23 protein-coding genes are annotated in these 24,347 nt (G+C 69.2%); 16 read left to right on the forward strand and 7 right to left on the reverse strand.

All coding sequences use genetic code 11. The features are described 5' to 3' along the window. Window positions 1-4 precede the first annotated feature (4 nt). The 4 genes from ACBR40_RS45705 to ACBR40_RS45720 all read left to right on the forward strand — a co-directional run bounded on the left by ACBR40_RS45705 (window position 5) and on the right by ACBR40_RS45720 (window position 4,232). Entirely contained in the window at window positions 5-577 is a 573-nt protein-coding gene (locus ACBR40_RS45705) for a hypothetical protein (protein ID WP_371252791.1), read from the forward strand. After that, on the forward strand, window positions 574-1,068 hold the full coding sequence (locus ACBR40_RS45710) for a Pycsar system effector family protein (protein ID WP_371252792.1): 495 nt from the start codon (window positions 574-576) through the stop codon (window positions 1,066-1,068). Before ACBR40_RS45705 ends, ACBR40_RS45710 begins: the two co-directional genes overlap by 4 nt. Beyond that, window positions 1,065-1,895 carry a hypothetical protein gene (locus tag ACBR40_RS45715; RefSeq protein ID WP_371252793.1) on the forward strand — a complete coding sequence of 277 codons (831 nt, stop codon included), beginning with the start codon at window positions 1,065-1,067 and terminating at the stop codon, window positions 1,893-1,895. The genes ACBR40_RS45710 and ACBR40_RS45715 overlap by 4 nt, the downstream gene beginning before the upstream one ends. Window positions 1,896-2,603: 708 nt before the next feature. Next, entirely contained in the window at window positions 2,604-4,232 is a 1,629-nt protein-coding gene (locus ACBR40_RS45720; protein ID WP_371252794.1) for a hypothetical protein, read from the forward strand. Here ACBR40_RS45720 and ACBR40_RS45725 read toward each other — a convergent pair. After that, window positions 4,175-5,026: a hypothetical protein gene (locus tag ACBR40_RS45725; protein ID WP_371252795.1), complete on the reverse strand. Its 852-nt coding sequence runs from the start codon at window positions 5,024-5,026 to the stop codon at window positions 4,175-4,177. The two genes, ACBR40_RS45720 and ACBR40_RS45725, sit on opposite strands and share 58 nt — an antisense overlap. Before the next feature lie 1,202 nt (window positions 5,027-6,228). Between ACBR40_RS45725 and ACBR40_RS45730 the strand changes: the two genes are divergently transcribed. The 3 genes from ACBR40_RS45730 to mobF all read left to right on the forward strand — a co-directional run bounded on the left by ACBR40_RS45730 (window position 6,229) and on the right by mobF (window position 11,908). After that, window positions 6,229-6,906 carry a hypothetical protein gene (locus ACBR40_RS45730; RefSeq protein ID WP_371252796.1) on the forward strand — a complete coding sequence of 226 codons (678 nt, stop codon included), beginning with the start codon at window positions 6,229-6,231 and terminating at the stop codon, window positions 6,904-6,906. Beyond that, complete coding sequence (locus tag ACBR40_RS45735) at window positions 6,903-7,310, forward strand: hypothetical protein (RefSeq protein WP_371252797.1); 408 nt, start codon at window positions 6,903-6,905, stop codon at window positions 7,308-7,310. Before ACBR40_RS45730 ends, ACBR40_RS45735 begins: the two co-directional genes overlap by 4 nt. 440 nt (window positions 7,311-7,750) lie before the next feature. Next, window positions 7,751-11,908 carry a MobF family relaxase gene (gene mobF / locus ACBR40_RS45740; protein WP_371252798.1) on the forward strand — a complete coding sequence of 1,386 codons (4,158 nt, stop codon included), beginning with the start codon at window positions 7,751-7,753 and terminating at the stop codon, window positions 11,906-11,908. Between the two features lie 49 nt (window positions 11,909-11,957). On the opposite strand, the gene ACBR40_RS45745 is transcribed toward mobF, so the two are convergent. Then, complete coding sequence (locus ACBR40_RS45745; RefSeq protein ID WP_371252799.1) at window positions 11,958-12,227, reverse strand: hypothetical protein; 270 nt, start codon at window positions 12,225-12,227, stop codon at window positions 11,958-11,960. A gap of 717 nt (window positions 12,228-12,944) precedes the next feature. Between ACBR40_RS45745 and ACBR40_RS45750 the strand changes: the two genes are divergently transcribed. From ACBR40_RS45750 to ACBR40_RS45760, 3 genes are all read left to right on the forward strand, one after another. Next, window positions 12,945-13,160, forward strand: a complete 216-nt coding sequence (locus ACBR40_RS45750) for a hypothetical protein (protein WP_371252800.1) — start codon at window positions 12,945-12,947, stop codon at window positions 13,158-13,160. Continuing rightward, window positions 13,157-13,954: a hypothetical protein gene (locus tag ACBR40_RS45755; RefSeq protein ID WP_371252801.1), complete on the forward strand. Its 798-nt coding sequence runs from the start codon at window positions 13,157-13,159 to the stop codon at window positions 13,952-13,954. The genes ACBR40_RS45750 and ACBR40_RS45755 overlap by 4 nt, the downstream gene beginning before the upstream one ends. A 387-nt stretch (window positions 13,955-14,341) precedes the next feature. Then, window positions 14,342-15,487, forward strand: a complete 1,146-nt coding sequence (locus ACBR40_RS45760) for a hypothetical protein (protein WP_371252802.1) — start codon at window positions 14,342-14,344, stop codon at window positions 15,485-15,487. Window positions 15,488-15,831: 344 nt separating this feature from the next. Here the strand turns inward: ACBR40_RS45760 and ACBR40_RS45765 are convergent, their stop codons facing one another. Next, complete coding sequence (locus ACBR40_RS45765) at window positions 15,832-16,002, reverse strand: hypothetical protein (RefSeq protein ID WP_371252803.1); 171 nt, start codon at window positions 16,000-16,002, stop codon at window positions 15,832-15,834. 270 nt (window positions 16,003-16,272) lie between these two features. Here ACBR40_RS45765 and ACBR40_RS45770 point away from each other — a divergent pair, with 270 nt between their 5' ends. Further along, window positions 16,273-16,770, forward strand: coding sequence for a hypothetical protein (locus ACBR40_RS45770; protein ID WP_371252804.1), 498 nt, complete (start codon window positions 16,273-16,275; stop codon window positions 16,768-16,770). A 104-nt stretch (window positions 16,771-16,874) separates the two neighbouring features. Here the strand turns inward: ACBR40_RS45770 and ACBR40_RS45775 are convergent, their stop codons facing one another. Next, window positions 16,875-18,131: a hypothetical protein gene (locus ACBR40_RS45775; RefSeq protein ID WP_371252805.1), complete on the reverse strand. Its 1,257-nt coding sequence runs from the start codon at window positions 18,129-18,131 to the stop codon at window positions 16,875-16,877. Window positions 18,132-18,560: 429 nt separating this feature from the next. Between ACBR40_RS45775 and ACBR40_RS45780 the strand changes: the two genes are divergently transcribed. Both ACBR40_RS45780 and ACBR40_RS45785 read left to right on the forward strand, forming a co-directional pair. Then, window positions 18,561-18,755: a hypothetical protein gene (locus ACBR40_RS45780; RefSeq protein ID WP_371252806.1), complete on the forward strand. Its 195-nt coding sequence runs from the start codon at window positions 18,561-18,563 to the stop codon at window positions 18,753-18,755. Window positions 18,756-18,822: 67 nt separating this feature from the next. Continuing rightward, window positions 18,823-19,218 (forward strand): STAS domain-containing protein, encoded by a 396-nt coding sequence (locus tag ACBR40_RS45785; RefSeq protein ID WP_371252807.1) that lies wholly within the window; start codon window positions 18,823-18,825, stop codon window positions 19,216-19,218. Window positions 19,219-19,284: 66 nt separating this feature from the next. Here ACBR40_RS45785 and ACBR40_RS45790 read toward each other — a convergent pair whose 3' ends face one another. Continuing rightward, on the reverse strand, window positions 19,285-19,800 hold the full coding sequence (locus ACBR40_RS45790) for a hypothetical protein (protein WP_371252808.1): 516 nt from the start codon (window positions 19,798-19,800) through the stop codon (window positions 19,285-19,287). Between the two features lie 1,240 nt (window positions 19,801-21,040). Here ACBR40_RS45790 and ACBR40_RS45795 point away from each other — a divergent pair. Beyond that, the gene (locus ACBR40_RS45795; RefSeq protein WP_371252809.1) at window positions 21,041-21,244 is read left to right on the forward strand and encodes a hypothetical protein; all 204 of its coding nucleotides are present in this window, start codon (window positions 21,041-21,043) and stop codon (window positions 21,242-21,244) included. After that, window positions 21,241-21,882 (forward strand): RNA polymerase sigma factor, encoded by a 642-nt coding sequence (locus ACBR40_RS45800; protein WP_371252810.1) that lies wholly within the window; start codon window positions 21,241-21,243, stop codon window positions 21,880-21,882. Before ACBR40_RS45795 ends, ACBR40_RS45800 begins: the two co-directional genes overlap by 4 nt. Before the next feature lie 405 nt (window positions 21,883-22,287). On the opposite strand, the gene ACBR40_RS45805 is transcribed toward ACBR40_RS45800, so the two are convergent. Then, window positions 22,288-22,644 (reverse strand): hypothetical protein, encoded by a 357-nt coding sequence (locus tag ACBR40_RS45805; protein WP_371252811.1) that lies wholly within the window; start codon window positions 22,642-22,644, stop codon window positions 22,288-22,290. Window positions 22,645-22,927: 283 nt separating this feature from the next. Between ACBR40_RS45805 and ACBR40_RS45810 the strand changes: the two genes are divergently transcribed. After that, window positions 22,928-23,596 (forward strand): DUF1524 domain-containing protein, encoded by a 669-nt coding sequence (locus ACBR40_RS45810; RefSeq protein ID WP_371252812.1) that lies wholly within the window; start codon window positions 22,928-22,930, stop codon window positions 23,594-23,596. Window positions 23,597-23,756: 160 nt separating this feature from the next. On the opposite strand, the gene ACBR40_RS45815 is transcribed toward ACBR40_RS45810, so the two are convergent. Beyond that, window positions 23,757-24,038: a hypothetical protein gene (locus ACBR40_RS45815; protein ID WP_350780312.1), complete on the reverse strand. Its 282-nt coding sequence runs from the start codon at window positions 24,036-24,038 to the stop codon at window positions 23,757-23,759. Window positions 24,039-24,347: the final 309 nt, after the last annotated feature.

The raw sequence follows: 24,347 nt of genomic DNA on the forward strand, positions 1-24,347 counted from the left end.
GACCGTGCTTGACCAAGACCGCACACTCGAGGAGCGGGCCGTCACGGTGCTGCTGAGCGAGTACGACGCCCTCAAGGCCGAACAGCGCTGCCGCATCGGCACCCGCGACCAGCTGCTGTACGCCGTGCTCACCGCGGCGGCCGCGATCGCCGCCGTCACCGCCACCGCCGCCCGGCTGGAGCTACTGCTGGTGCTCCCCCTGGCCGGGATCGTGCTCGGCTGGACGCACCTGCACAACGACCACATGATCACCGAGATCGGCCGGTACGTGCGCACCCGGCTGGGGCCGCGCCTGCACGCGCTGGTCGACGACGCCACCGACATCCCGATGTTCGAGTGGGAGACCGACCACGGCAGCGACCCGCGCCGCCGGTCGCGCAAGTGGCTGCAGCTGGCCGTGACCCTGGCGGCCTTCTGCGTGCCTCCGCTGGCCGCTCTGATTATCGTGTGGGCCGCCGGGCCGCACGCGCCGGCGGTGCTGGCCGTGTCCGTCCTGGAGGCGGCCGCGCTGACGGTGCTCGCCGTCCAGATCACCCGCTACGCCGATCTGGCCGGCGCGCGGCAGGTGACGCGATGACCGCCCCCGCCTTCCCTGGCGCGCTGGCGGTGCTGGCACGCGAAACCGACGCGGTGCGCGCCGAGCTCGCCCGCATCGACGCCAAGGCCAACACGCTGCTGGCCTTCACCCTCGGGTGGCTGACGGCCATCGTCGCGCTGGCCGCCGCCGGTCCGCGCACCACCATGCTCGGCGCGGTTGCGCTGTGGACGGCCGGGCTGGTCCTGGTCCTGGTCGCGGCGGTGCTGCTGTGGAGCGTGCGGCCGCGCCTGCCCCGCACCGGCGGCACCGGCTTCGTGGCCCACGCTCGCGCCCACGACGGCGCCGAACTGCTGACCGCTCTGGCCGCCCAGGGCAACGGCGCCCTGGAGGCCGCCGGCAACCTGCACCTGCTGTCGACGATCGCCCTGGCCAAGAACGGCCTGATCCGCTTGGCCGTCGACCTCATGCTCGCCGACCTGGTCCTCCTGGCGGTCACGCTGCCGCTGCTCCTCGTCGGGAGGGCCGCATGACCACCTCGACCTCCGCCCGCTCGACCCCCGCCCGCGCCGCCGTCCAGGGCGAAGCCCAGGTCCTGGCCCTGCTACGGCAAGGCCGCGAGATCTCCCGGATCAGTGACATCACGACCTGGCCGCTCGTGGCGGTGCGCAAGCTGGCCGCGCGCGAGTACCTGGTCGTCGACGACAGCGGCATCCCGCGGCCGGTGGGCATGAGCGCCTGCCAGGCTGCCATCACCCGCGCCGAGCTGCGGGAGCTGCTGCGCCTGGCGGAAGCATCGGACGACGCTCAGGTCACATGCGCCCGAGCCAAGCTGGAGCACGCCGCGCAGGTGCTGCGCGGCACGCTCATCGAGGCCGCCCGCCGCAAAGAGCTCCGGGCGGCCGCCGTGCAGCAGGCCGCCGAGGCCGAACGGCAGATCGCCCGCCTGACCGCGCAGCAGGACCAGAGCAAGGCGCAGCTGGACGACGTGCGGAAGCGGCTGGCTCGGGCCAAGGCCACGCTGGCCAAGGCCCGCGCCCTGCTCGGCGAGCCGGGTCGGCGCTACCGGCCCGGCACCGACTACGACACCAAGCAGGCGCGCACCTGGGCCAAGGCCCACGGCTACGGCCATGTCCTGCCCGCGGCGGGCCCGTACGTGCCCGACGACGTGATCGACGCCATGCGCGCCCAGCAAGCGGCCGGGCCGGACCCGGCGACAGTCCAGAAGCGGCCACGGAGGCGGTCACAGGGGCAGCCGCGGCGGGGGGCCGGTCGTGAGCCGGACCAGGACGCCGAGGAACGGCTCGCCCGCCACGACGACGAGACACCGGCCGCACCGTCCGAGATCGGCACGGCCTGACATGCCGACTGCCTCCCCCTCCGCGCGGCTCCGGGTCCCGTCACTGGCGGGGAGCCGCCGACGCGGCCGCGTGAAGGACGTGCCGGTCCGACACGCCGTAAACCCTCCAAAAAGGGGCACAACCAGCGAATCTGACAAAGATCACGAACTGTTTGTAAAGAGATTCGCGCGGTTTGTCAAGAAGTCTGGTAGTGATCTGGCCATGTCGGCGCTGTACGCGGCCGGCCCGCCCCACCCCCGTGTGTCGGTGCCCGATCTACGCCCCTCCCGTCCCGTTTGCCCTCGCCATGCGCGACACGCCCTGCACGGGATCGCCGTGCACGGCGGCACTGGCAGCGGGTTCATGGAAGGATGCGTCACTGACTACTCACTGTCGATCATCGCAGGAGTCGCCCTAGACAAAGAAAAAAGCCCCGCTGGCTGCGGGGCGTGGATAACTGCAAACCGTAGAACGCGTCTGAATCGATCAGCTCGACTGCTTTGGCCGGCGGAGAGCGGATCGGTCCTCGACGGGTTTTGTCACGTCTGGAGTTGACGATAGCAGGCAGCCAGGCGGTTAGCCCACTGCGCCCTGAAGACACGCCGGGGGCTTCGCCAACCGCTCTTTCTTTCCCGTCCGTCCACCCGGGGGGCTTCGCACGTCGGTACGCGTCTCAGCGCGGCAGCCATCAGCGTGGTGGCCAGCTGCTGGGAGCCGCGGCCGCGCACGTGTTCCGCCTGCGCCGGGAGCGTCGGCCCGATCGGCGGCCGCGGGCCGAGGCCCCGCCGCCGTGCGAGGTGCACGGCGTCGGTTTCGAGCACACCTGCCTGGCCTGCCGCCGGCTCAAGCGCGACGCGATCGCCGTGGCGATCCGGGCCGTCAGCGGCCTGGTGGGCGGCGCGGTCTCGGCGCGGTCGCAGCAGGTGTGGCTGCGCGCGGTCCAGGCGCACCCGGACTTCGACGTGAACCGCCGGGATGGGCGCACCCACCTGCTGGCGGTGGCCGAAGTGGTGCGGTGGTGCGCCAAGCGGTCGCTGGTCGACCCGGCCGTGTGGACCTCCATCCCGACCCGCGCCCGCATCATGGCGCTGACCGGCCTGAGCGAGACGACGGTGAAGAAGTGGACGGCGTGGCTGCGCGAGCGCGGCTTTTTGGCCACCGTGACCGAGGGCTCCACCCCGAGGGTGCGGCCGGGCACCCGATGCGGCCAGGACGACGACGGCGCGGGGAACCTGGGAGCCGAGTACGCGCTGACCATCCCGGTGGCCATGCACCGCCCCCGCCCCTGCCGGACCCGCCCTGAGGCCCCGCAGGACACTGCCGGTCCAGCCCTTCTAGGTGCCCCCGCGCCTTGCCCTGTGGAAGAAAAGCGACCCCCCTCTGGGGTTCTCTCTTCAGAGAGAACCCCAGAGGTGAGATCCCCTATCGCAGGCGCGCGCGAGGCCGACGCCGGCCAGGGCGGCGACAGCGGCGGCACCGCCTGGACGTGGTCGATGTCCGCAACGCCGGAATCCAAGATCGACATGCTGAAGGCGGCCCAGGCGCTCCGGGTGCGGTCCCCGATCCTGCGCAAGATCACCGCCAAGCACCTGCGGTCGCTGCTGCGTGAGCACTTCCGCGCCGGCTGGACGCCCGCCGACGTGCTGCACGCCCTGGACCACACCCCGGACGGCACCGCCTGGACGCTCACCAGCGATCCGCGCTGGCTGCCCGGCTGGATCCGCTACCGGCTCACCCCCTGGCGCACGCCCGACGGCGGCATCACGCCCTCCCCCTCCCAGCGCCGTGCCGCCCGCCACCAGGCCATCGCCGAGGCCCGCGCGGCAGCTGCCGCCGAGCGCGAGCGCCTCCTGGCCCGCCGCGTGGACGCCGCCGCCCCGGCCGCCGCGGCCCGCGCCGCACTGACGGCCGCGAGCCCGAAGACCGCCGCCCTCATCCAGCAGCAAGATCAGCGACGAACCCGCCTTAACTTTGTAAAGACGGACGCGTCGCACAGAGCCGTCTCAGACCCCGCTGACGACATGCAACCCCCCTCCGTGGCCCCTGACACCGGGAGCGGCGAGTTTGGCCACTCACGGCGCGCTCAGCGCCCCGCTAGCCAGGATTCGCCGGGATCGATCACCCTGCGCGAACCGGAAGAGGTCTTCCAGCGCGTCGTCGACCGGCATGCCCTGTCCGGCCGGACGCCGGCCGGCATCGAGGACCCGGCGACCGTGGCGGCCGACCGCGCTTGGCTGGCCCGCGTCGTGGCCACCCAGACCGCCAACCAGGGCAGGTACTCCCGAAGCTACGGTGAGCCCTACTCACGATCCGGTGTTAGTGGGGGTGGGTCTACGAGGTCGAGAAACTCGTCGTGAGAGCCGCGGATGGCTTGGGGCTGGCGGCGGGCTGGCATATCGAGTTGCTCAGGTTTGAGGGTGTAGACGTTTCGGATGCGTTCGAGGTCGAAGTCGTCGGGGTTGATGGACTGGCGGCCGGTGGTGACCAGTCCAAGTTCGGTGAGGTCTTTGATGCCGGCGGCCCGGGTGTCCTGGCTGAGTCCGTAGTAGGCCTTGAAGGCGGCCGGGCTGATCCAGACCGGCTGGGGCGGACCGTTGGTGAGGGCGTACTGGTCGAGCAGGATGAGGTACATGGCCAGGCCCGGGCCGGTCATAAGCTGGATGTAGCCGTTGGTCCAGAAGGTGGCCGGGATCTGGGCGTAGTAGTGATGCCTGGCCTTATTCGGGTCGCTGCTGAGGGCTTTGGCAGCGGCACCGGGGGCAACGTAGAGGCTGCCGTCGCCGGCCTCGCTCAAGACGGTCACTTTGTTGGCGCGGCCGGGCTGGGCCTGGGTGGTGATGAAGTCGTGCTTTTCCAGCCATGCTTGGGCCTCGTTGATGCGCCGGGCGCCGGCGGTTTCGGGCTGCTCGAGATCCAGTAGGCGGGCCCAGACTTGCGCGGGGTAGGCGAGTGCGACTCCGCGGTCCTTGGTCTGCATCCAGAGATAGGTGAGCAGGAGCTTGAGCCGGACCTTGCCGCCACGTCCGCCACGCAGGCTCCGGGCCAGTGGAGGAAGTGGGGCCTGCGGGTCGTAGGAGGGCCGCGAGATGAAGCTCAGGCGGATCTGTGCGCGCTTGCGGGCGATCCTGGCGGCCTTCTTCGCGGCGTCCAAGGCTTGAGCGGAGGCCGCGCCGAACGGCTCCGCGGGAATTCGTGGGGCTTGCGCCGGGGCCATCGCCGTCCTATGGAGTCTGGATAAGTTAGAGGAAGTATTACTAGGTTACATAGTCTTGGCTAAGAACGCGCATCTCAGTCGGGTACAAGCGTAGGAGTTACTCCGGTTACAAACCGGGTACTGCCGGTACAAAGGTATGGGTATGGCCGGTAGGTTCGCCGAAAGCCCCGGTTGCAGGCGTTGCCGCTCAGGGTATGGTTTTAGTCAGCTCCTCACCACGAGCGTCCAATGCTCCGGGTTGTGCCCCCGGGGTGGCCGGTGCGAGGTACGGAGTCAGAGAACTTCTGGCCCACGGGAGCTGCTCTGTCAGGTCGTCCTCCGAGGAAGAGGCTTCGCTGCAGAGCGGCTCGGAACAGCGGGATCCTCCGCCGGTCGTGCCTCCGGCGCCGCCCCGCCAGGACGACTCGGCTGAAGGCCGCCGTCGAAGAGACGGCGGCCTTCAGTGTTTACTGCGGGTCGGCAGTTGGAGACGTCCTGGTCCCGGTGACAGCGCGGACCGGTCAACTCCTCGATCGCGGCAGCCAGGGCGGTCTTGGCGCCGGCCACGTTCCGCGCAGAGACCGCGCGCCACACAGACACAGGTCGCTGTCGCCCAGTCCCGTCCTATGGGCCCGGGGATGGGGAATGATGACGGCTGGACCAGTCGGACGTCCTGCGAGACGTCCAGGACGTCCGGAGGGAACGTTCCCGGCATCCGAGGCATCAGCTGGCATCGCGATCGTGGGCGGCTTCGAATAGGCGTTGGTGCGATGCTGCGTCCTATGTCCGAAAGGGGATCTCCCCCCCGGGGAGGACACGGCGGCAGGGTAACTGGCGTCGATACGTCGGACGGCCTCTAGCGATGATCATGAGAAAGGGCAGCAGCAAGGTAGGCATCAAGTACGCCTTTACCTCGAATGATCACAGCGAAGTGATCATGGAGAGCAGCGGCAAAAATGGTAAATCAGGGTCCCTGATCGAAGACGATCAATAAGCCAAGAAGGAAGACCGGCCTACGGGTGCGGCCCTTGAGTAGGCGGGGCAGCAGTTGGGCGGTGCCGGACTGCCAGTGCACCCATTTCGGTAACTTCCACCCCTCTCCGTTCGAAATCGTAGCGGAGCGGTTCTACTGTCGATCTGGAACGATTCGGAGGTTGCCTGTGGCGGGTGCCGAGAACGTCGATGGCAGCGGTCACGGTGTAGGCAGAGGTGCCGCTAGGGCTGGCCGCGACATCATCGTCGCCCTGTTCACAAACTTCGTCGTTGTCGGTCTCGGTATCCTCGGCAAGCTCATCACCGGCCTGTCCTCGACGACGGTGCAACACCTGCTTTTCGCCGCCGCGATGATCGTGATCGGAGTTGCCGCCGGTAGGCGGTGGTGGCGGCGGTTCTCAATGCTGGCAGGCGTGCTCGGCAACATTGTCGCGGCGGCGGTGCTGTTCTACGTGTCGTGGCTGCTCCACCGTCCGGCACTCCTCGTGGGCTCCTACCTGCTGCTGTGGTCACTGTTCATGTTCTGCGCGGTGGCCTACAGGGCGCGGACCGGTCAGAAGATGCGGGTGCGCCGCGTCCAGGACGTGATTGCGTTCTTCGCCACGCTGGCCACTGGATGGGTGCTGTTGCTCTACTTCGTGGTGGCACTGTGGCAGCAGCCGGCGACTTCAGGTCTACCCGACACAGGTCTAGGAGCCACAGGGAAGGCAATCGGGCAGGCGCTCTACTGGTTGCAGTGGAGCGGTATCGTCGCCATCCCGATCGCGACGCTGCTCCTCATCGGGCTCTTCTTCCTGATCACAGGCGACAGCGACAAGAATGCCGACGAGACGGGCGACGTATGACCAACGACGAGGTCACCGGCGGGGACGAGACGTTCGGGGACCAGGTGGGTGTCGGCTGCCTCGTCAGCGTAATCGCCACGGTGCTGTTCTCCATCAGCCGCTGGCTGCTGCAGTCGGTGTTTCATGCGTCTGCGCTGTGGGTCTTCATCGTCATCGCGATCGGCACGGCTGCGGTGATCGCTAAGCAGGTGGCCGGTGCAGGCGGCAATACGCACGAGACCAAGGCCGCGGCGGCGCTATCCGCAGAGTTCACCGCCGCGCTGCTCATCTTCGGCCTGGACCTGTTCGCGCCTCACCTGACCCAGTGGGCGGGAACCGGCTTCGCCGCCGGTGCCGTCCTAATCCTCGCTGCGCAGGCTGTCGTTCACACCATCATCGCCGCGGCCTCCACATTTCGCCGGTAGCCCCTTCGCCACGTCCGCGAAAGGCGTGGAGGGTCCGGTAGGCGTTCGGAGGCAGGGAACGCTCGGCCCGTTGACTAGCGGGAACGCCGTGAACTCCGGATTCCGTTCCAGTACTGAGCCCCGTAGCAGGGGTCCCCGTAGCTTCGGCTGAAATATCCAACACATATACCTCTGGCCTGCATGGACGAGCCGGGCTCAGGTCTGGTCCACCCCCCGGAGACCTCTACATAAGCGCAGGTAACCGGCATATCCGTTGGATCCTCCGCCATGACTACCGGGACCCCAGCCACGAACGAGTCCGACAAGGCGCATTGCCACTCATTACTCACAAATGTCACCATTTATCTACCAGCTTCAAGATCGAAGTACCCAGGTATCGCTAAGCGATACGCGGGCTGCACCCGCCCGGTCATGCACGGGTATGGAGGGGGTGGCACGGAGTGGCATGGCTGACCGTGCTGGGCCCCTCAGCGGTTCAGGTCGACTACCGGCTGAGCGAGGGCGCCGGCTGCGACCAGGTCGCCTACCGCCTCGCCGCCGCCGACGGCAACGGCGGCCAGGAGCTCGCGGCCGGGCAGGAGGCCGGGCGCGGCCTGACGTGGATCGGCGGCGGTCTGCGGGAGGTCGGCATCGAGCCCGGCACCGCGCTGGCGACGCCCCAGGATCACAAGGCCGCCCGCGCGCTCATGGCCGGGTGCCACCCCGGCACCGGAGAGCAGCTCGTCAAGCCCAAGAAGGCGGTGGACCCGCGGGCGCTGCTGCCCGGCCAGCCGCTGCTGGAGGCGCTGCAGCAGGCCGCCGACGCCCGCGGGCTGAGCGTCGAGCGGATGCTCGCCGGCGTGCAGTGGGCGGCCAAACGGGCCGGCCGCCTGATCCGCGGCGTCGAGCGGGAGGGCGAGGCGCACAGCATCCCGGTCGGCGACGCCGAGCGCTTGGCGGCCGCCGCCGGCCTCGACCTGGACGGCCTGTATGAGCCGGACCCGCTGGGACAGGCCCGCGCTCACCGTGACGCCCGGGTCCAGGTGGGCAACCGCGGCTATGACCTGACCCTGGACCTGCCCAAGAGCGTGTCCGTGCTGTACGGGCTGGCCGATCCGGAGCTGGCCGGCGGCATCGAGGACGCGTTCGCCGAAGCGGTGGCCGACACGGTGACCGCCGTCGAGGAGTGGGCCGGGTACGGCATGCGCGGCCACCACGGCGACGGCAAGCGCGCCGAACGCGTGGCCGGCACCGGTCTGCTGGGGTGGGTCATGTGGCACCGGGCGGCCCGGCCGGTCCGTGGCCAGGCGCCAGACCCGCACCTGCATGCCCACGTGGTCATCGCGAACATGCTGCGCGGCAAGGACGGCACGTGGTCCACGCTCGGCGCCGGCGGCCGCGATCTGCACCGGCACGTCCAGGCCGCCGGCACGCTGGTGCAGGCGCGGTTACGGCGCCTGCTCACCGAGCGGTACGGCATCGCCTGGAAGCGGGATGAGCACACCGGCGCGTGGGAGATCACCAGCATCGGGCAGGACCTGCGCGCCCTGTTCAGCAAGCGTGGCGGGCAGGTCGCCGAGCTGCTGGCCGCGATGGGCCTGGACGGCAGCGCGAGCACCGCGCAGGCCAAGAACGCCGCCGCGCGTACCCGGGAGGCCAAGGACTCCGCCCCGGCCGGGCCGGTGGACCTGCGCACCTCCTGGGCCGGGCAGGCCCGCGCCGCCGGGGTCGACCCGGCCGCGCTGACCGCCGCCTGCCTGGCCGCCGCGCCCGGCCTGCCTGAGCGGCCCAGCCCGGAGGCGATCGCCGCGTGGATCTGGCGACCCGAGGACGGCCTGACCGGCCACACCAAAATCGTCTCCCGCGCCGACGTGCTCGCCGCGGTGATGGACGCGCTGCCGGACGGCGTTGCCGGCCTGGCGGATGCCGACGCGCTCACCGACCAGGTGCTGGCGCACGGCCCGGTGGTCGAGCTGCCGCCGGCCGGGGCGGTGCACCTGTCCAACAGCCAGCGCTACACCTCCAGCGACGTCACCGGCGCTGAGGAGACGGCGCTGGCGGCCGCCCGCGTCGGCTATGGCGCAGGTCTGGCCGTGGTCGACGCCGCGGCCGCCGAGCTCGCGGTGGGCGCGTTCGAGGCCGGCGCCGGGATCACGCTGTCGGACTCCCAGCGCGAGGTGCTGGAACGCCTGGTGGGCGGCGGGCACGCGGTGGACGCGGTCATCGGCGTGGCCGGCGCGGGCAAAACCATGATCATGGCGGCCGCCCGCTCGGCGTGGGAGAGTCGCGGCCTGGTCGTGGCCGGCGCGGCCACCGCCGCGGTGGCGGCCATGGGGCTGGCCGCCGAGTCCGGTATCGCCTCCGACACGATCGCCACCTGGCTGCTGCGCATCAAGGGCGGTCCCGGCCTGGACGGCGTCGACGTCCTGGTCGTCGATGAGGCCGCGATCGTCGATGACCGGCAGCTGACCGAGCTGCTGACTGAGGCGCAGCGCACGGCCACGAAGGTGGTGCTGATCGGTGACCCGGTCCAGCTGCGGGCGATCGGCGTGGGCGGCCTGTTCGCCGCGATCCACCGCCAGGTCGACGGCCTGGTGCTGGGCGAGAACCGGCGCCAGCGTGACGTCGGCGAGCGGGCCGCCCTCGCCTTGTGGCGCGGCGGGCGGCGTGAGCAGGCGTTGCGCACCTGGGGCCAGGCCGGGCGGGTGCACGCCGGGCGGGGCGCGGACGACACGATGGCGGCGATGCTGGCCGACTGGCAGCACGCCCGCCAGGCCTACGCCGGGGACGTGCACGCCGAGCTGGCGAATGTGGCGCTGCTGGCCGCCACCAACGCCGACGTCGACCGGCTAAACGCTGCGGCGCGGGCGGTGCGCCGCGCCGCCGGTGAGATCATCGGCCCCGACGTGCGCTACCGCCAGACCGGCGGCCGCAGCATCGCGCTGGCGGTCGGCGACCACGTGCGCGTGCACACCAACGACTACCGGGCCCGGCGCGGCCAGGGCGCCAACGTGCTCAACGGCTACCGCGGCCGCGTCATGGCGATCGACGACCAGCGGCGGGTGCTGGTCGCATGGCGCGCTTCGTACGCCGACGGGCCGCGCGTGGAACAGGAATGGATCACCCCCGGCTACATCGCTGCCGGCGGGCTCGGTTATGGCACCGCCTTGACAGTCGCCTCCGCCCAGGGCGCCACCGTCGACCAGGCGCTCGTCTACGGCCACGGTCTGGACCCGCACAGCCTCTACGCCGCGATGTCCCGGGACCGGGAGACGGCCCGCCTGTATCTGCCGCGCGAGCTGCTGGAGAGCGACGCCGACCGGGCCCGGCTCGGCGAGCCCGCCGGCTACGCCGTCGAGCTGCAGCGCGCGCTGGCCGCCTACGCCGCCACCCTGCGAGGCGATCGCGCCGACCGGCTGGTGACCGCCGAGCCCGAGCCGATCGCCCGCCGGCACGCCGAGCATGAACACGCCGAGCCCGCCCGCCGACCGCGGACGGTCGAGCGGCTGACCGGCCAGGCCCCCGACCGCGCCGGCGACCCGGGCCGCCAGATCGACGTGGACCGCGCCGTCGACCGCGCCGCCGACCGCGATGCAGCCGCGCCGGCGACCGCCGCCAGGCCGGTCGACACCGGGCCGGTCGACGCTGACGACGAAGGCCTGCGCCAAGCCCGCCAGCAGCTGCAGGACGCCGAGCGCGAGGCGAAGGCCGCCGTCCGGCGCGCCAGCGCCCTGCTGACCCTGACCCAATACCCGCACGGGGTCGGACTGCTGTCCGACGCACAGCTGGCCGCCCGCATGCAGCCGCTGACCGAACGCGTCGCGTCGGCGGCCGCTGCGCTCGCGGCCGCCGAACAGGAAGCTCACCGCTACGCCCGCGACGGCGGCGGCCCCGCCGAGCGCCAGCTGCAGCAGACGCGGGCCCGGCTCGCCGAGCACGTTCGCCAGGTCGACGCCGCCGAGCACGCCGCCCGCCGCCTGCAGCAGGCCCGCCAGAGCGTCCTGGACGGCCGCGAGGAGATCCGCCGGCTACGCCGGCGCGAGGCCGACCTGCAGCGCGAACTCGACGGGCTGGGCAACCTGCGCCCCTCCCACCGGGCCCGCCGCCGCGAACTGGACGCGATCCTGCCCCGCATCCGCGAGGACCTGGCCGCCGTGCACGAGCGCCTGGCGCCCGTCCTCGAGGAAGGCCCCGCCCTGGAGCAGGCCGCCCAGCAGGCCGCCGCCGCGGCGCCGCCCCGTACGGCCTGGCCGCTGGTGCGGCGCCAGCGCAACAACCTCGAACGCGACCTGGAAACCGTCCAGCGTGCTGCCCGGGCCCGCGACGTCGACGACGCCACCCACCGGGCCAGCCGCGCCCGCCACGAGCACCAGCTCCTCCAAGCCGAGCTGGCCGCCTTCCACGACGAACGGGAGCGCCGCGCCGACCTGCCGCCCGACCGGCGCGAGCTCGAACGCGCCGCCCGCGCCGAGCACGCCCAACGCCAACGAGAGGCGGCCGCCCGGCCGGACGGCCCCACCATCCCGGCACCCGGCCGGCAGCGTGAACAGGAGCGCCGCCAGGCCTACTGGCCGCCACCCAGCCGGGGCGTCGACCGCGGCCCGGGGCTGAGCCGCTGACCACACGGCCCCCGCCGGCTACGCCGACGGGCGGCGGGGACCGGGGTGGTCAGCGCATGCTTTCGGCCAGCAGCTGGTCGATGTGATCCGCATCCTGCCCCGTGGCGGCGGCGATCAGCGGCACCAGGCCGCTCACCGCGGAGATGTGCTGCCCGGCGAGCGGGCCGATGCTCACGTGCGGAGCGTCGGCGACCGGGTCGTCGGGCAGATCGTTGCGCCACAGTTGCGCCCACCAGCTGCCGGTGCCTTCATCCCAGCCCCACACGCTCCGGTTCTCCCAGCCCTCCAGCAGGAACCCGAACGGTCCAGGACGTTGCATGCTCGTCTCCCCTCGCCATCGCATCGTTGGTCATGTTGGGGTGCCGGTGGGAATCGCGTCGTACCCGGACCGAAACTGGCCCTTGGCGGGTGGCGCAGTCGCACCGTGACCTGGGGCGATGCCGCTCGTTTGGGCCGTGTGGCGCGATTCTTACCGGCGGCTTGGCCGGTACCGGCCGGAACGACAAAGAGCGGAGGCCTCGAAGCTGCCTCCGCTCATGTCCGGGAGGACCCGGTGCCAGACGGGTGCGTCTCCCTGTGATGCGCGTCCGATGTCTTGTCGTGTTCCAGTCGAGCAAGGGGTGCCGGAACGCACACGGCCCGCGACCTCGCTGAGCGCGTCGCGGACCTGTCCGAGTATCGATTATGCGCCATGTACTGGGAAGTAGCTTTTACAGGTTGATACAGCAGCAGACAGGTTTATACGGATAAAGTCGACCCGTTGACATGGCTATACAGCCGATGGTTTTACGAGATAGCCGAAACTCTGCAAATACGGTTTTCCGTAATAGAGAAGGAAATCGTTACGACTTTGCGTCCTGAGGCGAAGAGGGCCACTATTGTCCGTTAACGGAGCGAGTGTTTCCCGTGACAGGTCGGCTGTGCCAGGCCGACCTGTTCGCGTACGCGGACATTTTCGCGCCGAAGTGTTCCAGTCGCACAAGGGAGTGGACTGACGGGTCCCTCCCTTGTGCTCCTAGCAAGGGAGGAACGTTAGGTGAAGCTCACCTTCAAAGCCGAGATCAGCCCACCACCTTGGCTGGTGCCCGTGGTCCACACCGTGATGACGGGGGGAGGCCTGGCCTTCATGCAGATCGCCTATCTGCCAACGGTCGTTACGACCGCGATCGTGTTCATCATGGGCGTGTCCTACGGACGGATCCTGAACTGGACCGGGCGCAGGGCGACCAAGGCCCAAAGGAAACGCGCGTGACGACGCCTCAACCCCCGGCGTCGCCGATCGTCCCGACGCCCATCGCTGCCTCTGAGAGCCTCGCCACCTTCGAAGGGCTCATGAAGGCCTTGATCGACCGTCACACCGATGGGCGAGACTGGCAGCAGCACACATGGCCCCCTGGAACGATGATCAGCGCTTTGCGGCAATCACTCAGCCCCACAAAGCAGCTTCCCTCCTGGCGCCTGATCAACAGTCTCCTGCACCAGCTGGGAGCGCCAGAATCCAGCTACACGGCCTTCCACGCCGCCTACGAGCGGGCCAAGCTCTACCGGCCTTGGTCCGACACCGTCCGTATCTCCCACGCGGATGATCAGGCCGGAACGTACGTCATCAACAACACCGGTGGCACGATCCATCTCCACTCCGAACGCCGATACTCCAGGCGGGCGGAACGGCTCGCTGAACCAGCGATCCCGGACGCACCCGGGTATGACCTCAAGCCGGACCCGTTCACCGCGCGATCCGTGGCTGAACTGGAAGAACTGGCCCGAGAGTTTTGGCGATGGGTCGACAAGCCCTCCAGTCGCCATCTTGCAGAGCGTTCAGGAGGCGCCTTCTCCCACGCCACCATCGCGAGGATCATCTATGAGAAGCCGGGAAGGCCGGCCCTCACGATGCAGTACCTGATCGGCCTGATCCGCGGGTGTGGCGGTGACGCCCAAGAACAGCAACGGTGGGCCAGCGCCTGGCGTCTCCTGGACCGCGCCAACCGTGCCAACAGCGCTCAGCGCACGAAGCCTGAGCTGGTCTGGCCTCCCCGAGCTGGATGATCCACCCCGCCTCCAGGGCCGGGAGGCGAAGCACTTCGCCCCCGGCCCCTGCGGCCCACGATGGCCGCAGCCGCTGACACGGCCGGCTGAGGTGGTTCCTCCTCAGCCGGGGCGCGGGCGCAGCTTGTGTACAAGGCCGCCAGGCCGCGGCCAGGCTCGCCGAGCCACCCGTCGATATCACGGCGCATCCGGGCCGTCCCGCCCAACAGAGCGGAACGAGCTTTGATCGCAAAACCTCCCGGCGTTTCACGGGCCCAATTCATGCGCGTTTACCTGCAGAAACGCAAACAATCATGGCCTTGACCTGCGGGAACGTTTCTCAGGTTTTCTGTCGGGTGCATGGCGGATCCTTGAAATGTCCCCCGACCGCAGAGAGGTGTGCGGGTTATGGCTTCCAGCGTTTATCACGTCGGCCTCGACCTCGAGCTCAACCTCACGGAACCAGACCTGGGCCACCCGGAGTTGCCAGGACTGTGGGAGCGCCTGCGCGCCGACAAACGGCCGGTCCCACAACGCCAGCTTCAGTGCATGCAATGCCGGGAAGCGCGGCCAGAGTGCCCCGAGTGGATGTTCCTCACCGAGCGCGACGGCGTCCGGTTCGCCAGCCACTTCAACACCACGATCGCCGACCACCCCGCAGGCGAGGGTGATCAACACAAGGCGTTCAAGGAGCGCATCGCCCGGGCCGCCGAACTCGGCGGGTTCACGGTTGAGGTCGAGGACCGTGCCCGGGACGGCCGTCGGCGAACCGACGTTCTCGTCAAGGGCGCCGGGGATCTCATAGTGGGCCACGAAGTGCAGCTGGCCTACGCCAGCCTGACATCGGTCAAAAAGCGCACCAAGCTGGCCCGCGACGACGGCATAACGTCGTTGTGGACCACCGTGGACCCACAACGGGACTTCATCAACCATGTCCCCTGGGCACGAACCGACAACTTCCCGTGGAAGTACATCTCCGAGGGCGGGAACCTCCAGATTCGTGGCGGCGTCCGCACCCTGGAAATGGAGCGTTGCAACATCAGAAACCCTGAACCCTGCCCGGTCCGCGTGCGCGGCAAGTGTGGCCGACTCCACGGGAAGTGGGTGCCCGCCTTCCCATATCAGCTTGATGACCTCGTGCGCGACACTGCGGCCGGCGACTATGTTCCCGTCATCGTCGTCGGTAAGCGACTGAACCGCAGATGGTGGGTCCGAGCCACCGACCGCGACCAATACGCCGACAGCGTCGGCGGTCTGATCACCGAGGAAGACCTGCAACGACGACGCAGGCTCAAGGTGATCGAGCCGCCCAACCCGCGGCCCCTCGACGACGAATGCCGCTACGGCGAGGACAGTGGAATCCGTGCAGCCCCAAGGCCTGCCCGAGACAGCGACGATGCCGACCTACCGCTGATCACCAAGGTGGAGCCGTACGTCTCGTTGCCGCCACCGAAGATCCGGCGCTACGTGTGCGGCGCGGGAACAGGGCCATGCCTCAGGTCGCCGGCGCGCCTGTATGCCTGTGGGTGGCGATGTGAAGAGCACAAACCGTGAAAGGAATTCGGTGGTAGCCCCCACTACGACTACTCATGAACCGAACGCTGGCGACATCAATCCCCACCACCCACCGCTCGGGCGTAAGCGCCGCGCCCCTGACTCCCCGATCCGCTCCGGCCCCCGACCGTCCAGGCCGAAACCCGCAGTCGGGTACCGCAGCCGTCACCCGCTGTGGCCTGCGGCAACGTTCTACTTTGGGGCTCATGGCACGGACCCGGGCGGAGGGCCATCAAGAGTGCCCGGCGCGCACGGCACCAGGCGCTGTTGGTGGATCGGACGGCCGGGCATGCGGCTCTCCGGCCGGTCCCGGCCGCCCGCCAGGCAGCGCTCCGTGTGAGCGGTTACGAGATCACCCCGTTCATGAAGGTGACGGCACCCACGAAGGCGCCAGCGCCGACCAGGATCGCGGTAGGCCAGGACCTCCCCTCTTTCAGGACCAGGGCGCCAGCGAGGGCGGCCGCGCCGGCGGCCATGCCGAAGACGAGCGCGGCGCGGGTAGTCAGCAGAGCCAAGGCGTTCTCTCCTCAGTGCTTACGCGAAGACGCTCTTCGTCTTCGCTGCTGAGCGCCCCGAAACCTGATGCGGAAGGGCGCCCAGATCCAGGCTCAGCCCTGCTCAGAGCGGTAGGACCTGAGGGATTAATCAGGTGAAAGAGGGTCAGCCCGGCGCGCACGGCGGTTATCGAAAATCGCGGCGAGTCAGGAGTTGTCAAACCTAGACTTCTCTTGCCACCAACGGTCGTAGAGAGGCGCGACGCGATGGCCAAGGGCAGAGGCATCCGGATGCCGTCCCAGGAGGAGATCCCCCAGGGACCCCACAGGCTCCTGCTGGCAGAACTCCACCACATGTACCGGCAAGCCGGCCGCCCGGTGCTGCGTGCCATCGTGGCGCAGGCCGATCGGATGGACCTTGAAGGGACCGCCAGCCAGGAGACGATCCGGCGCGTCCTCAAGGGGCTGACGGTGCCTGAACGGTGGTCCACCATGTGGGCGATCTACGCCCCGCTGTGCGCCCTGGCCGACATCGACCCCGACGATGTGTACGAGGAAGACTCCAACGGGTACGACGGCCCCTACCGCATCACACATCGCGAAGAGCTGCAGCGGCGATGGAACGCCACGGTGGACGGCGACGACCTTCCCATCCCGTCCCGTACGAAGTACGTGCCGCCCCGAGGCGGCTTTGCCCCTGCCCCGCAGGACGATCCATGGGCCTCCGCCACGCCAGCTTCATCACAGGGGGGTTTTGGAGGAGGGCTCAGCGATGGGCCGCCGTTTTAGCCGCGGCAGCGATCAGAGGGTTCGGCCGGTCCGGCGCGGCCTGCGCGGCAGCGCCCACGATCCCTCGCTCGTCACCGTTGGCGGGTGACCACGCCGAAGCCTGGTCACCCGGGGGTGCTCGGTGGCGTGGGCCGCTCCGGGAGCTGCGGACCGTCCGGCCAGACGGTGAAGGGGCGCTGGTTGGTCTCTGACAGCCAGATCGGAACGTCCTTGCCATAGCTGGTGGCGTTGTCGGACGCGGTGCCGTTCTTCTTTTCCTTTACGGCTTGTGCTTGCGCTTGCGCCGTTTTAATGGCCCCGACAAGGTCCATCATGGACTGCCAGGCCGGCCCGTACCACGCCCGTGCTGGGGAGGGGCTGTGCGGCAGCCTGCTAGAAGCAGGTGGGGCGCTGGCGGGACGTGTCTGGTCCGGGGCCGATTTGATCACGTGCGGCGCAGGCTGCCATGGCAAGCCGTGCCGGCAGGACAAGTGCTCGGCGCAGACATCGTCCAGTGATGAGGGAAGGTCCTCTGATGAGGAAAGGCCCTCTGCGAAGGAGGCGTCGCTGGCAGGGGCAGCCATGGAGGTGGCCGGCGGTTCTGCGGAAGGCGCGGCCATGCTGGTGATCTTCGCGATCGCCTCGGCGTGGCCGGTCTCGGCGGCGAGCCGGTAGAAGCAACGGGCGATGCTGGCTCTGGTGACGCCACCCGCCTCCAGGGCGCAGCCGTGACGGTAGGCGACGTCGGCGGCCTGGAGGCGTAGGTCGTCGGCGTCCTGCAGGGCCAGCGCGGCTTCATGACCGGCGTCGACGGCACGCTGAAGCCAGCCCATGCCGTCGTGGCCCCAGCCGCGCAGCAGGGTGAACAGCGCCAGGTGAAAACATGCCTCAGCGTCACCGCTCAGGGCCGTGCGGGCTAGGCGCGCGGCGATACGCCCGTGAATGTCGAGGTAGCACTGGACGATCTCGTCGGCGGTCAGCCGATCGGCGGACAGCATCGTGGCGGGACCGGGCAAGGCGGGAAGGACAGCGGCGCGGTCGTCCGAGGCTGTGACCGGCCGATCACCCCGCCGGGCGTGCAGCAAGCGGGCCCTCCAGATCTCCATATCCATCGGGCCGAGGTCCAGGTTCCCCTCCTGGGCCGCCTCGTGGCAGGCCGCGACGTAGGAGACCACCCAGCTCCACGGGGGCAGACGACGCCGTTTGCCGCTGAGGATCTCCTGGGTGGTGCTGGCGGCGAGCTCGCGCCCCTCCCTGCCGTTGGGCAGCGGTTTGCGAGACAGCCTGCGCAACTGGGCCAGGGGCGGCTTGCCGGCCTGGTCCCGCAGCTCGTTGAGCTGGCCGATGAAAGCGCGATGGGAAGCGCCTTGCTCTTGGGTCATGGCTTCGGTCGATTCGTGATCTCTAATGGGGGAGTCACGCCGTGATTAAAGGGATCTACGAATCGTGACGGCAGTCATGTTGCCACCGATACAGGGCAAGCCGCGCGCTGATCATTCATTCGAGGTTGTTCGACATGGCCTGCAGGAAAGTAGGCCATGTCCACCCGGCAGGTGCAGGTGGACCTCGACGAGCATCGAAGAAGACCGAACGAAGCCGAACGCCTCGCCCTCCCGGCCAGGGGCCGGTCGACTTCGTTCCGGCTCGCACCGCCTCTGGCGTACCTGCATCGACATCGTTCGACCCTGTTTGAACCGCTGGCGACGGCATGGCGAACGTCGTCATCGTGATCGTCGTCACGCGCTTTCCTGCATCCATCACCGGTCGGCGCGCCCGATGACCTTGACCTTCACCACGTCGTGAGGAACGCCATGAACAACAACCGGGGACTGTGGGTGGCCGTGATCGTCACCGCCGGTCTCGTCGTCGCCTTCGCCGGCGGCGGCCTGGCCTGGCTGGGCGGTACCCCCGCGCCGCTGGCCATCCTGGCCGGGGCGGCCGGCTTCGCCGGGTTCGTCGGCCTAGCCCTGGCCGTCATGACGTTCCTGACCCGCACGCAGGGCTGAACCCCGCATGACCCTGCACACCTGTTCCCGCACTGCTGGAAGGTCCGTCCGCTGCCAGGGGGCCGCGATGATGCCGATGACCCCACCCACGTTCGCCTGCCAGCACATGCCAGGCGTCACCGTGATCTCGGTGGCCGGCGACCTGGAGGCCGGCGCCGCTGACCGGCTGGACGCCTTCATCACCCGAGCGCGCCGCCAGCCCGATGACCACGTGGTCCTCGACCTGAGCGAAGTACCACTGCTGGGCTACTCCGGCCTGCGCGTGCTGCTCAACGTCCGGGCCCTGTCCCGTCAGCACGGCGGCGATCTGCACCTGGCCGCCCTGCAGCAGTCACCCGCGCGCCTGCTGACCAACGCCGGCGCCAGACCCCTGTTGACTGTGCATCGCAGCGTGGAACAGGCCATCCTCGCGGCGCTGCACGGCAGTCAGGCCTCCGATAACGGACCGCCACGTACCGAGTGAGCCACAGGACATCGACGCCCAGGCCGATGCGTGAGGGATCAGATGTCCGCTGCCGCTGGGAAGGCCTTAAATGTCGCGCCACACCACGGGACGACGCACGAGCGCAATCCTGGCGTCGGTCCACACTCCCGGAGGGATGCGGACGTCGTCAGCGAGCTTGTGCAGCGCGAGGTCGAGGTCGTCGAACACGTGCAGTTCCGGCGGGTAGTCGTTGAAGTAGTTCCAGTGGTGCAGGTAGACCGCGATCCGGCCGCGGCCGGTCTCGGCGATGCCTGTGCGCCACTCCGCGCTGGCTCCCTTATGGCCGAAGCGGCCGCGCAGCAGCTCCGTCTTATGCCGGTCAGGGTCTTGATCGGAGTCGAGTTGGGCGTCGACGAGCCAGCGGCCGGTAAAGGCTTCGAGCCGATCCGCGCCGTTGCTGCTGTACATGCGCACGGTGATGGCTTCGGTGGTCCCCAGGTAGCGCGCGAGCGCGGAGGCTACCAACGCCGACACCGTGGTGTGCGACTCCTTCGCAGCCCGGCTGGCGCGCTCCCACAGCGACAGCTCGTCCTTGCGAACGCTCAGGGTCTTGTTCGGCACAACCTCTCCTACGTTATCCACACATGGCATATGTGAGCTTCACATAAAACGGAGTAGAGGGAACTTGTACTGCGGAGGCAATCCGGATGCCCTAGAGGGGTAAGAGGGCTCCGCTCAATATCCTTTGCGGACCACCGGCGCGAACGGAGCCTACGCTTGGGATCTATGGACCGGGCTTCCTGCCAGCAGGGGCAGGAGATCCTTCGGCAGGAAGCCCGTCCGCCCTACTGGGCGGCACGATCAACTGATGGTCTCTGTCGGCTTGGCGGCCGGCCAAGCGCCAGGGCCGCCCGAGATCACTGATGTCGATCGTCTCCCTCAAGGCGTGATCCCTCCGACGACGTTCCGGCAAGCCGTGCGGACGCTGCCGATCGTGGAGGGGAAAACACCCGAACCTCACGGTACGGGCTGCCCGCAGTGCCCCCTGCGAGGCTGCTGGGAATGGAAGCGGTCCTATCCTCCCTGGGAGCTATTCCATCCCCCGGAGGTTGAACCGCTTCCACCCGCGAGTGGCGGCATGCGCATGAGGACCCTCCCTCACCGCGTCGACCACCACGGCTTCCTCAGAAATGGCGGGTGCGGCCCTGCGGATGGCCCGGACCGGCGAGGCGTACAACGCGATCGCCCGCGCCGTCGACCGCGAGCGCCAGACCGACGCCGAGCCCACCGCCGACCACCGAGGCTGACGGCCCGTCGTCATGACCGCGATCGGCTGCTGAGTACGACGGGTGGATCAACGGTCGCGTTGTTCCGCTCTGCGGGCAGCGAGCTGATCGTTGACTGCTGCCTCTGCCAGGCGTAGTGCCGGTCGGCGTTGACGACCCAGGAGCCGCGCCGCTGGCAGCAAAGCCGGGATCCGGCCGCGCGCCGACGCTAGCTGGGGGGCACCAAGGGCAAGCCGGGCCCGCACGAAGGGGGTATGGCCCGGTCGCCGGCATCTCTTTGCCGGGAGCGTTCGGCGGCCGGGCCCCCAACGAAGGACGGTCTCCAGCGGAGCAAGGTGATGCAGTGCAACTTGCACGCCGGGTAGACGTTGTCCGTCGCTGGTTAAGTGTGACGAAGAGCCGGCAGCATTAAACCGGGCTGTAGTGCGAAAACTGTCTCCGCGGGGCTTCTTCCGGGCCCGCGGGAGCACCCTTCACCCTTGATGCCACACAGTCATCCGTGTGGCCCTGAGCCGCTGGCATCTCTTGCCGGGAGCGTTCGGCGATCAAGGCCCCCAACGAAGGAACGATGCCTCATGCCGCAGAACGTGCCGCCGGTCCTCGACCGGCCCGGCCTCCCGGGACCCCGTCCCGGCGCGCTGCCCTGGACGGTGGTGATCGTCATCATCGTGCTCACGCTCGTGGACTGGACGCCCGAGCAGATCCTCAGCCTCCTCCTCGCCCTGGGCGTCGCTCCGGCGTTGAAGGCGGTCACGTCCGCCCGCGAGAGCACGCCATGACGCCGCTCGAAATCGGCTCGGCGAGGGAGTGGGAGGCGCGTGCCCACTCCTTGCTGGAAAAGCTGAGCCCTGCCCAACGCAAGGAACTGCGCGCGCGGGCTGCGGCCGTCGCCGAGGCATCCAACCGGTGGGCCGTGGTCATGTTCGGCGCGCTCGGCAACGAGCGGACGTTCGCCGCCTTCTACGCCGAGGCCTTTCCACAGCTGCGGCAGTACCTGCAGGGGCTCGGAGCTCTGCGAGACGAAGCCGAGGACCTGGCCCAGGAGGCACTGCTGGCGGTGTACAAGCACCGCCAGGGGATCGATCACCCCACTGCGTACGCCATCACGGCCGCCCGCAACCTGTTCTTCGCTCTCCGGAAGCGGGAAGCCCTCAAGCTCCGCCAAGCGCCGACGGCGCCGTCGTGCCATGGCGACCTCGCCACCCGCCACGACGGCGCCGACGAGCAGATGGTCCGTGAGGCCATCGCCGCTTTGCCGCCCCAGCAGCGGCGCGTCCTGGCCCTGCGCTACGACGGGTACACGCCCGCCGAGATCGCCACACTCCTGGGAACCAATCCCAACAACGTGCGGGTCACCCTGCACCACGCCCGCAAGAAGCTGCGGGGGGCGGCAAGAGAGCGCCTGGCTGCTGCCTGACCGACAGGTCAGCCAGGTGTGAGCCACGGCCGGGTCAGGTCTTGCGGGTATCGGAGTGGTCCGGGAAACATCGGCTGCAGACGGTCTGGTCCGGTCGCGAGGTTGGACAACCAACTTGCAGTGCATCATGGAACCCACAGCCGCTGGTCTAGACCCCGCGGCGAGGTCGGCCCAGGTCGACCGCCCCGAGGCGTCAGTTCATTGGTCCGGACGAGCGCTCAGGGAGACACACAACGGCCTTCCCAATTTGCCCCGGGAAGGCCGTTGTCTTTCACCAGCCCGGACAATCACGCCGGACAACTCGCCCTTGCACGCCGGCGGCCGGGGACGTGGGTTGGAAGGCGCAGGAGCCGCGGAAGGCGTGCTGACGAGCGTCTCGAACGCCGGTCATAGCGAAGGCGGGAGCTATTCGGCAGGGCCGGGCTGGGCGGTGTAACAGCGCGGACAGACGACCACCTTGGCGCTGCCTGGGACCTTCCAGCGATACCTGCACAGGCGTGTGCGACGGCAGCCGATGAGCGTGTCGTTCGGCAATAACTCGCCTACCTGAAGCGGGCCCGCGCGGCCGCAGGAGGGGCAGGTCCATTCCGGCGGTGTCTGGTCCCCGTCGACCAGGCGCCCGTCGACGGTGGTGAACCGCATCAAGACCCGCAGCGGGGCCTCGTATTCGCTGGCCGTGGTGCCGCACGTCGCGCAGCGCACATAACGGGGATCGCCGGACAGGTGCCGGTTGAGCGCGATCGAGATCAGCATGCGGATCACCGGCGGTCCTGGCCTTCCTGGCGGCAAACAGCACGGTGCTTGGATCGTCCGTCCGCCGATCTGTGGTGACAAGTGGCCGCCCGCGTACAGCGCCGGCCGCGATGGGAAGCGATCCTGCCCACGCCGTCAGAGCCTGAGGAACACGGATATCACTGCGACGTGGAGTGATCGATCCCACCAAAGTCCGCTACGTTCTGTAGTTGATTATTGCTCTGTGTATCGATCGCGAGAGGACCGGCATGCCTCACCCCCACGGCGCAACGCCTTGATCAGCATCGCCCTCATGGCAGGCATGGCCCAGATGACCGCCCTCCTTCCCGCCGCGGCGACGGCCACGCACTCCGTTCAGCACGCGCCTCTGGCGGTGGCGCAGCGTGCGGAGGGGCCGCTGCTGGCCGACGCGGTCGCCGCCCTGCCGGTGTCCACCGAGCGGCGCGAGGGCTACCAGCGCACCTCCTTCCGCCACTGGGTCGACGCCGACCGCGACGGCTGCAACACCCGGGCCGAGGTCCTCATCGACGAAGCCGTCACCCCGCCCCAGGTCGGCGACGGCTGCCGGTTGTCGGGAGGGCAGTGGTACTCCTACTACGACGACCAGATTGTCGATGACGCCGCCCTCCTCGACGTGGACCACCTGGTCCCGCTGGCCGAGGCATGGGATTCCGGCGGCTACGACTGGACCGCCGCCCAGCGCCGGGACTACGCCAACGACCTGACCGAGCCCTGGCACCTGGTCGCGGTCACCGCCCGCAGCAACAGATCCAAAGCCGACCAGGACCCATCGACCTGGCAGCCACCGCACGAGCCGGCCCGCTGCCGGTACGCCGCCGAGTGGACCGCGATCAAAGCCCGCTGGCAACTGTCCATCGACCCCGCCGAACAGCAGGCCCTGGCCGCGCTCGCGGACGCCTGCCCGGACCAGCGTCTGCCCACGACAGACGACCAGCGCTGAGCCGCCACTCAGGGGTGCAGCTGGCCGCCCGGCAGATCTCCAGTCGGCCGTCCTTGCCTGGCAGCTATCTCTTTGACGTTGCACCGCTTCTGCTCGGAGAACGGTCCATACCTCCTGTACGCGGGCCCGGAGGTACGGGGCGTCGCGTGCTCCTTGGGGGTTAAGCTCGCCGCCACCGCCAGTACGGGTCGCTGCTCTTGTAGGTGCACTTGTAGCGCTTGTTCGTGACCTTGGCGTACCCGTAACGGTTGTGGGCCGCCTTCGGGCAGAACGCGCCTGGAGTGATGCAGCGCCACACGTTGCCGTCCCTCTTGTACGTGCACGCGGACGCGGAGGCGCCGGCGGCCGCCTGGACCGTGGCGGAGGCAGGCAGTGAGACGGCCGTGGGGGCAACCAACGCGGCGCCGACCAGAGCAGCGGAGACGAGGAAGCGTTTGAGCACTAAGGGCTCCAAGGGTCGCTGGTGGAACGTGACACAGGTGAGACGATCGTTAAGGAGGGTGGGTTGTCGATCATGCCTGTCCGTATCCGGCCAAGATGCGGGCGGGCAGCGGGCGATAACAGCTGCTGTACTCCCAGTAGACTCGCATCTACAAGGCCCCGACGCCGGCGGGCATACGACGGCAGTGGTGCCGCCGATGGAGGTACCCCACGTCGATCCGCCCGACGGGTACGACGCGTGGCAGGCGGTACCCGTCTCGGCCAGGGCGCGTCCGTACGCCGCCGACATGACCGCGTAGGCGGATGGTGA

Origin of the sequence: Nonomuraea sp. AD125B (genome assembly GCF_041402765.1) — a bacterium.
Lineage (GTDB): Bacteria > Actinomycetota > Actinomycetes > Streptosporangiales > Streptosporangiaceae > Nonomuraea > Nonomuraea bangladeshensis.

Coding starts and splice junctions, on each gene's coding strand:
- ACBR40_RS45710 (WP_371252792.1), top strand. CDS start 574: ATGACCGCCCCCGCCTTCCCTGGCGCGCTGGCGGTGCTGGCACGCGAA.
- ACBR40_RS45715 (WP_371252793.1), top strand. CDS start 1,065: ATGACCACCTCGACCTCCGCCCGCTCGACCCCCGCCCGCGCCGCCGTC.
- ACBR40_RS45735 (WP_371252797.1), top strand. CDS start 6,903: ATGACCAACGACGAGGTCACCGGCGGGGACGAGACGTTCGGGGACCAG.
- ACBR40_RS45745 (WP_371252799.1), bottom strand. CDS start 12,227: ATGCAACGTCCTGGACCGTTCGGGTTCCTGCTGGAGGGCTGGGAGAAC.
- ACBR40_RS45760 (WP_371252802.1), top strand. CDS start 14,342: ATGGCTTCCAGCGTTTATCACGTCGGCCTCGACCTCGAGCTCAACCTC.
- ACBR40_RS45770 (WP_371252804.1), top strand. CDS start 16,273: ATGCCGTCCCAGGAGGAGATCCCCCAGGGACCCCACAGGCTCCTGCTG.
- ACBR40_RS45775 (WP_371252805.1), bottom strand. CDS start 18,131: ATGACCCAAGAGCAAGGCGCTTCCCATCGCGCTTTCATCGGCCAGCTC.
- ACBR40_RS45780 (WP_371252806.1), top strand. CDS start 18,561: ATGAACAACAACCGGGGACTGTGGGTGGCCGTGATCGTCACCGCCGGT.
- ACBR40_RS45785 (WP_371252807.1), top strand. CDS start 18,823: ATGATGCCGATGACCCCACCCACGTTCGCCTGCCAGCACATGCCAGGC.
- ACBR40_RS45795 (WP_371252809.1), top strand. CDS start 21,041: ATGCCGCAGAACGTGCCGCCGGTCCTCGACCGGCCCGGCCTCCCGGGA.
- ACBR40_RS45800 (WP_371252810.1), top strand. CDS start 21,241: ATGACGCCGCTCGAAATCGGCTCGGCGAGGGAGTGGGAGGCGCGTGCC.
- ACBR40_RS45810 (WP_371252812.1), top strand. CDS start 22,928: ATGGCAGGCATGGCCCAGATGACCGCCCTCCTTCCCGCCGCGGCGACG.